Here is a 9,255-nt window from a genome sequence, read left to right as displayed (position 1 = left end):
AGCATAAACTCGTCAGTCTCATAGACAGGTACTTATCGTTACAAACCAAAGGAAACCGCCGTGGTACCGAGCAGGTATGCCCGGTGGTGTGAGAGGGAGGAACCGTGAGGAACCTCCCTACTCGATTCTTCATGAGCATGGGGGCCGTCACAAGAGAATCGGCCCCTTGAGACATATCAGATTACCACATCCACCATTTCCCCTGATCACCGAAGAGGAACCGTTTGATGGCGGAAAGGAAGCAGGTCCCTGCGCCTGAAGAATCACCGGGGGTGGGCTTTGATGGATTTAAGGTTGTCACCTCCACAGGCTTCGAGAATGAGCTGCGTCCATCTCTGACGCTCACCGCACAGACCCGGTATTCATAGGTCGATTTCGGCATGAGTCCGGTAGAATCAATGTACGAGGTGGTATTGGGCTCCAGTCGTATTAACGGGATAAAGTCCCTGCTGCCCTTATTCCTTCGTTGAACCTCAAACCCTGCTTCCGAAAGAGCGTTATCCCTCCAGTATAATTGGATCATTTCGCCGGACAAAGGCACGGCCAGAAGGCTGCTCGGCGAGATATGGAATACAGCCATACGGCTGTTGTGCACAAGCGAGAAAGCCACCGCGAGCATATGGTTCATATCTCCTTCCATCCGCAGATTATCAATGCCATCTACTTTCCATTCCAGGGTATTTGCATCCTGGTATCGCACCTCGAGATCATCCAGGGAGGGTGATCCATTGTTCGGGTCAAAGGCGAGCGGGTTCTTGTTCGGGTCATAGTAGCTTAATAACCGATCCATATCGAGCTGGATAGATACAGTAAGGGGATTATCCGGATTTACCTGGGCCCAGGAAGCTGCTGTATCTTGAGAACCCACGGTTGTAAGTGGCTCCAGCATTCGCAGATCATAAATATAGCTTACGATCCGGTCTGCGGCTGAACGGGGCGGCATTCGGTCCAGGCAGACCCGCAAGGTGCGGATCTCCCTGTTTGCATCAGCTTCAACCGGATACAGGCCGTAGGAAGGAATATTGACCCTGGAACAATCGAATATACGGTTTGATGAGTCTGCTGTTTCGATGAAGCCCAATGGTCCGAGAGTGCCACCTTCAACCATGGTCGTTTTGGTTTCGATCCGGCTGGTCAGGAATTGCGCGGTCGTGTCCCTGTCCTCCCAGGGATGAACAATGAAGCTGTAGTGAAATTCCTGGCTCCTGCTGAACGCATAGAGCACCGTACAGCGAATGGCTACCCGGCCAACGGCAGGATCTGCCTGCCCATAATACTGGTCAAACCTGGCTTCATAATGTCCGGGGATATGGTATTGGACCTGATCATCCACCCAGAGTGCCTGATCGTCCACGACCCCGCTGCCAATCATATCAGGATCAGTATCATCGACATTGATATGCAGCTCGATCTGTGGCACGGATTCTCCCGGATGGAAGAAGCTGTCCTGCGGATAGAAGAAAAGAATGGTCACCAGCTCAGGATGGTCAGGATCGGTGCGGTCCCATTTCTCCACCGAGGTGATTTTCAGGGCAGGCGGCAGATCAGGCCAGTCTGGATTGGCGGTTACCTTGAGCTTGAGCTGTGCATGAGACTTGAGGTCTGGCGAATGATTAGGATCAACCGTAAACCCCTTCCCGCTGTTAGTTTCGACAACAGGCAGGAACTGACTGTTGGGATCAAAGGCGGCCAGTTTGAACGTGCCTTTCGGAAGGTCCAGTACATATTTGCCATTCGGATCGGTCTGGACTGCGATGGGAGAAAGTCCTTCGGTTATCGAAGTTGCCACAACGGTGAGCCTCCTGCTCTTGGGGAGGGGATTTTCCGTATTCCCCTGAATTTCAACTACCTTTCCGGTCACGGTCCCTATTCCGGGAGACAACTGGATGTTGTACGTTACCATCTGGCCGGATGAGAGGGTAATCTTCTCGGAAAGTTTCTGCTGATATCCCGAAGCTGTCACCACCAGCCGGTATTGGCCGGGAGAAAGATCTGAAATGGAATAATCCCCCTGGGTATCCGAGGTATCGGATGAATCCGGCATGCCCTGGACCTGAACCAGAGCTGTATCTATCGCAGGATTTCCATCCTCTGTGCTGGTAATTTTCCCCTGAATGGTCCCGCTGCCGACCACCGTAACCAGAACCTTCTGGCTGGACCGGTTGTCATCGAGGGATGTGTTCGAGCAGCTATCCTGAGCGGTAACTGTCACCCAATGGGTGCCGATATCATTCGGGTCAGGAGTAATGGAACTGCTGCTCATCCAGCCGGTATACCGGTAAGTTACGCTGTCATTATCCTGGTCACTCGCCTGTGGATGCAGAGTAAGGGTCTGACCGACCCGGACCACCTGCGAAGGGATATACGCAATCTGGGGCGAATTATTATCCGGGGTGTTCGGATCGCAGTCGTCGTCTACGCCATTGCAGTGTATTTCCGGGACATTCGGATGAATGCCGGAATCGTTGTCATTACAATCCTGGGAATTCTCCACGTAGTTCGGACGATCATCGCACAGATTCTTCCAGGAATAATCGCTCGGATCGCCGTAGCCATCGTTATCCTTGTCATGATAGTACTTTTTGGTAGTGCTGTTGTCCACGACACCATCACAGTTATTGTCCACATTATCACAGGATTCTGTTGCCCCCGGATAAATCAGCGGATTATTATCGTCGCAGTCAGTCGAGCTGATAACGTAGTTGGCGGGATTTTCGCCCTGGCAGAATTTCCGGGAACTGTAGCGGTTTCCATATCTATCCCCGTCGGCGTCTTCATAATACGTCTTTCCGTCCGGGGGGTTATCGTCGATCAGGCCATTGCCGTCATTGTCCTTGCCATCACAGATCTCGGGTGCTTCCGGATAGGTATAGCGGTCGTTATCATCCGTATCGAAGGCTTCTTTAGTCGCATAAGCGACATAACCAGCCGGTTTGCTGCACTGCTCTTTGATAATCGTCGGATTGCCGTAGCCATCGCCGTCATTATCCCGGTAATACCGGTTGACGACTTTGACCGTATGATCCTCGGTCGGATTTCCGGTTGCCGCTGCTCCCTTGTCCTTGAAGGCCATTTTGTATTTCAAGGTTCCGCTTCCCTGACAGGACAGGGATTTTTCAAGGGTAAAGGTCACTCCATCGGGATTTGAGTAGTCAGGATTTTCCTCTTTCGGGCTCATCAGGAAAGCCTCAGTGCTGCCATACTGTCCATCACCATTGACATCGATCCAGCAGACATTTTCTACCGGCGGATCTGCGTCCGCATCGGAGTATTTCACCTCAAACCTATAGAGCCACTTGTCTACATCGATGAGGGTGATGAGGTCACCGGTGTCCGGGGGGCTCAAGACAGGAGCCCGGTCGATGTAGAACTTTCCTCCTGCTGTCGGTGTTCCGGTGGCCAGATTTTTTCCGTCCGTAGCAAAGAAGCGGTAGGTAAAAACTCCGTCTCCGCCGGCGCGGGAAAAACGCTGAGTCGATGAATATATCCGGCCCGAGATGATAGAGCTGGTGCTCGTGGAGGTAGTGGAGAGAGAGTATCTTTCCATGACCGTATTTATCCGGTCGGTATTGCGTTCGATTATCAGCTCTACCTTCGGGAGGGGGTCTCCTGTCTGATAATCCGCATCCTGATACCATACCTTGAAGCTGAAATTGGCGTCTGACAGGCTGGAATTCGGATCAACTCCATCCTGGCGATAGCCGTCTGCATTCACCCATTGCAGGATTGGCAAGGTGCCTACACGAGTTACCCAGAGAAGCGCCTCTGGAGACTTAACCGTACTATGCCCATCGGAGAAGGAGAACTGGTATTTTACCGGAGCATCTCCTGCATAGAGGATTGGCAGTACCAATTCATAGGTAACGCCATCCTTGAACTCTTTCTGCAAGTCCTTTTGATACAAAGCATGATGCTCGTTCAGCTCATACGTTCCATTGCCGTTTTCGTCGATCAGGACATCATAACTGAGCGGAGGATTATTATCTCCGTCATGGTAGATCACCCGGAAGGTAAACTCAGTTCCCCCCGCTCCCCTGGCCGGACTGACTTCTGGAGATGTCAGGAAAGGCTCATGGTTCACGGACAAGATACGGTCATGAGCAGGAGCGCCCTTGGCCAGGTTTTTACCGTCATGGAAATAAAAACGATAGCAGATTACGCTCTCTTCCACATTTGCAAGGTACAGGGTCCGGGTATACGTTTTGCCATCCTTGCAATTCGTATCCGTCGAGCTTTCCTGAGACATGGAGTTGCGCTCGTTGAGATCATCGTAATCGCCGTCGCCGTTCAGATCCACCCATATCTGATACGCAAGCGGCATATCCCCGTCCTGATCGGAGTAAATCACCTGAAAGGTAAAGTAGCTATCGGCAGTGCCTGTCTCAGGGATGATGCCATAGGTCAGTTCCGGAACATTGCCGACCCTGGTTACCCTGACATGTGCTGAAGAAGTGTTTGCGTCGCTGAAGTAAAACTGATAAGCAATCTCATTGGTTGTGCCGCTGCTGAGATTCGGATCAAAGAAGACCTGCCGGGATGCCTGGTAGTCCTTACCCTCTTCGTAGTCTTTCTGATTAGGATCCTTCTCCTGCAGAGGCCACTTTTCACTTTCCTGCCGCAGATTGTCGCGGTTGAGATCGAGCCAGAGGGTTCCTCCCGTGGAAGGAGCCTCGTTATCCGCGTCTTTATAGGTAATCTGGAACTGGAACGAGCTTCCGCCATTGCCGGGATTGGGAGTCACCGACCCGGCTACCAGCCGGGGGAGCTGGTCGGGGGTGATGCGCAGGCAATTATCTCCGGCGGGATCGCCTATGGCCTCGGTTTTGCCGTTCTGGAAAACAAAGCGATAGTGGTAACAGTCAGTGAATGACCCGTCAGTCTTTGACGAGAAAGTGACTGCCCCCTGGTACACCTTGCCGTCAGCATAACTGCCGCCTGCCACCTCCTGCAGTGAATATTTTTCTTCATCTGCGATGTAATTATTCTGGTCAAGGTCGATCCACAGCTGGGCCAGGGTGGGCGCAACGTTTCTTGAATCCTTGTATTTCACCTTAAAGGTAAACTGGGCCTTGGTGGAACCGGTATTAGGATCTACTCCATCCTCATGGTATCCTTCGCTTCCCAGCCACGACAGTTCGGGTTTTGGCCAGAGGGTGAGAGTCCTGTCTTCAGCAGGTTCTCCTATGGCTGTACTATAGCAGTTATTAAAGACGAAACGGTAGGATAATGCCCCGCCTTCCTCCGAGTTCAGCACCGTATAATAGGTATAGATCCCTGACCCGGAGTCGGGGTTATTTGGATCCAGTCTTTCGGTTGCCTCGTATTCGCCATTATTGTTCATATCGATCCAGAGCTGATACTGCCTCTTGCTGGGGCAATACAGTGATGGATCAGGATCATCGTATTTCACCTGAAAGGTGAAGCTCTCTCCGCTGTATCCCTGGTTCGGCTTCACTCCTTTGGTATAACCTGGCGTCCAAGACAGGGTGGGCGCAAGGAGGGATGTCTCTATGGCTATGGTGTGGATCTGCTCAGGCGTACCCAGGACTTTGCCCTGAGAATTACTGAAGAGGAATCGATATTGCAGTTCTCCGTCTCCGGCAAAGGTAAATCGGTAATCCCGCTTGTACTCTTTTCCATTGGTGCAGTTCATGTCACCGTAATCCACCTCATCCATAGACAGTTTCTCATTCTCCTCCATGAGCCGGTTGTCATTGATATCGAGCCATACCTTTTGTTGAGTTGGCATCTCGTTATCCAGGCTGACATATCTTACCCGGAAGGTAACAGGCTGATTCAGGGTCGCGGTGGCAGGATTTGTCATCCACTGGAGGGTGGCCTGGTTGAAGTTAACATAATTCTGCACTCCGGATCCCTCACCGGCAGCCAAATTCTTCCCGTCATGGAAATAGAACCGGTAACTTAACTTTCTATCCTGGGGCGGAAGAACATGGTATATGGACCGACTGTAGAGAGCGGTGTAGGTCGAACCGCTCTGATGTGATTCCTCCTCATCCATGAGGAAGCGTTCACTCGTATCATAAATACCGTTGTCATTGAGATCGATCCAAACCTCATATCCAGGATCATTCCAAACACCACGATCTCCTGGCCGGTCACCATCAAAGTCAGTATATTTGATCCTAAAGCTCAGAGTATACCCTTCGCCGTCAGGACTGGTGTCAAATTTCACCCCGTCATCCTGGTACTCCTCATCATCCCCGGTCCAGCTCAGTACGGGCGGGTGCCCATACTGCTGAAGAGGTATTGACTGGCCAAGGGGGGAGAGGCCCGATGGGCAGGAACCGGACTCGGCTTCGGCGGAACCGTCCTGGAAATCAAACCTGATCGGAACGGTCGCATGCCCGCCATACAGCAGGTATACATTTCTGGCGATATAAAGGCGTCCGGCAGAATAATCGGTTGAAGTGTCATTGGGGTCCAGGGGATATTTTTCCTCCTCCTGTGCGTCTCCATCCTTATTGAGGTCCACCCAGATCTGATGAACAGATGGTGGATCATCGTCCTGATCACTGTAGACCACCTTGAAGGTAAAGACATTCTCTCCCGTCTGGTGCTCATACCCATCTTCATCCGCCCAGCAGAGAACCGGAGCTCTGTTTACCTTGAGAGTTTGATTCGTTGCAGGGGCTCCGGAGGCATAACTGATGAGATCGCAGGCGAAAAAGCGGTATAAGAGTCTCCCGTCGCCTGCGTATTCCAATGGCATTGAAAATTCGTAAACCTGATTGCTATCCTCCATCAGGTTCATGGGGTATTTCTCCAGATTCTCGTAAACGCCGTTATCATCGGCATCGATCCATACCTGAACCTGGACATCCTGAGAAGCATACTGGGAAGTTAATTTTACCTGAAAGACTCGCTCCGTGCCCGGAGTGTCCTCATTCGGTTCCACGCCGTCAGTGGTATATCCTGGAGTTCCCACCCAGCTTAACTGCGGGATGGATCCAGGATTACTGATGGTCAGGGAGTGATCAATAGCCGGCTTTCCCGTGGCTATGTTACCGCCAGCCGTAAAGTAGAATCGATACCGGTGGGCATGATCGCTCGATCCCGGGCTGTATCTCAGAGGCATCTGCATGACATAGGTACACCCCCGGTCATAATTCTGACTCAAGGCAGTCATGTCGTATTTTTCATTGCTTTCGTAGGTACCGTTATCATCTTCATCCACCCAGACCTGGCGGATGGAGGGTGCCATATCCAGGCTGTTCTTGTACTTCACCCGAAAAGAGAAATCGCTCCCTCCTGCTGCAGAATTAGGTTCCACTCCATCATCAGAATAATTTGTCTCTCCTGTCCACTCCAGCTTCGCATCGGTATTGATGAAAGAATTGATATACGCGCTTCTCTCAACAGTCTCCAGCCAGATGGCGTAAATATCTCCTTTGTCATTATTGCAGCAGAGGCTTGAATACAGGGAAGAGGCACTGGTGCCATTATTTCTCAGGTTGATGGCTCCGGTTGGCGGCCAGCTCTGCGAGTAAGCCACATACGTATTCAGCCCCTGGCTGCTTGATCGTAACTGGCTCCAGCTTACCGCTACCAGCTTCTGATTGTTCTGATTGCTGCAACTGATACTCGGCTGATAACAGGCACTGCTGCTGTACGAGGTATCTATTCTCGCCCCCGATGACGAGCCCCAGCTCGATCCGCCGTTCCGGAAATAGTTGCCATAAACGTGATCTACCGAGCTGGTACGTTTATCAAGCCAGATTGCATATACATCCCCATCCGAATCGCCGGCAAGGCGAACATCCCGGACCGGGGCCGAAGAGTTTCCGTTGAGTTGAACCGGGGATGAGGAAGTATTGGCCATGTTCTTGAAATACACCTTATTCCCATCCTGAATCCAGACCAGAGATGGCTTATTGCCGGTGACTCCCCATATTCCCTCCAGTTCGGAGATGGATCCGCCGGGAACCAGTTGAATGTTCTGGGGCTGGAAGGTTTGTCCCTTATTGGTGGAATAATTGTAATATATGCCGGGGTTATCCGTCCCCTGCTCGATCCAGGCCACATAAACAAGGTTATCGGAGCAGAATATCCGGACTGATGCGCAGTTCGCTGTCTGGTTCAGTGCAGAGTCGAGACGGCGGTCTTCCGCCATCCAGGTTTTGCCAAAATTCACCGAGCGGTTGAAATAAACCTCCCCCTGGGCACCACTGCGTGAATCAATCCATACCACATAGACTTCCCCGTTCGGGGTGCAGGCAATCTGGGGATTTGAAACTCCCGGCAGGCCGGTACTGATCTTGATATCATCGCTCTGCCAGGTCTTCCCATGATCTTCGGAATAGTTCAGGTAAATTTCCCCCCGTGACCCATGCCGAAGGTCTACCCAGACCCCATAGAGATGACCGGCATTATCGGCACAGATCTGGAAATTCGCAGTTGGAGATACCTTTGCCCCCTGGCTGTGTATGGTTACTGCGGCAGGCCACCAGTTTATGCTGCGATCGCTCGAACTATTCACCACAATACGATCCCTGCTGCCCGTATTTTCAAGCCAGGCCAGATAAATGTTACCCTGTTGGTTACAGATTATCCTGGGTTGAACCTGGATCGCCTCACCGGTGCTGACTTTCTGTTCATTCGTAAAGGTTACCGAGGCGGAATAGGCTAACGTACCGTTCCAAAGAATCAGGAATGACAGCAGCAGCCAGTAGGTTGGAAATCTCCTTCTTTTCATGACACTCTAACCTCCCAATTGTAAAGATACAAAGTCGTAGAAGCAACCCCGTAGTATTTTGCTCGTTGTTTCAGGTTATTGATCTAGGGTATAGTTATTTATAGCTTATCCGAAAAGCGGATATAAATTCAAGGCGGATATACTTGCCAGGTCTTACTCTGAGTAACTCCTTAATTTTTAGGCCATCACCTAACCTATTGAAATTATAATTTGTATGTGAATAAAGTGGTAAGTATAAACCTGCTGTTTGGCAAGGTGTCCTGAAAACATAGTAATACAGGCTTTACTTCATTTCCAGCTTTAAAGTCACTATTTACTAAAATGGTAACACGATCAAGCACATTTTGTAAATATTTATATTCTCTTTTGCATTATTCCTCTCTCATTGCCGGTGACATCTCACTGCCGGAACGCTCCCTCCCCGGCAGACATTACTATATTCAGGAGTCAGAATTCAGGAGCCAGGAGTCAGGAGAAGATGATTGCTTATTCTGAATTCTGAATTCTGACTCCTGACTCCTCTGGAAAAGTTCAGTTCTCAG

Annotated in this window: 1 protein-coding gene; it reads right to left on the bottom strand. The window is 50.9% G+C overall.

Annotated features, from left to right (window positions below):
- Positions 1 to 181: 181 nt before the first annotated feature.
- Complete coding sequence (locus tag AB1611_18385) at positions 182 to 8,713, bottom strand: MopE-related protein (protein ID MEW6381552.1); 8,532 nt, start codon at positions 8,711 to 8,713, stop codon at positions 182 to 184.
- Positions 8,714 to 9,255 lie beyond the last annotated feature (542 nt).

The organism is bacterium (assembly GCA_040755755.1).
In the GTDB taxonomy this organism is placed as follows: domain Bacteria; phylum SZUA-182; class SZUA-182; order DTGQ01; family DTGQ01; genus DTGQ01.
The sequence above is the reverse complement of the archived record's forward strand: the minus strand, read 5'-3'. Positions and strand labels throughout refer to the sequence as shown.

Excerpts from the sequence above, each read along its gene's own strand:
- AB1611_18385 (MEW6381552.1), bottom strand. The coding sequence starts at position 8,713 with ATGAAAAGAAGGAGATTTCCAACCTACTGGCTGCTGCTGTCATTCCTG.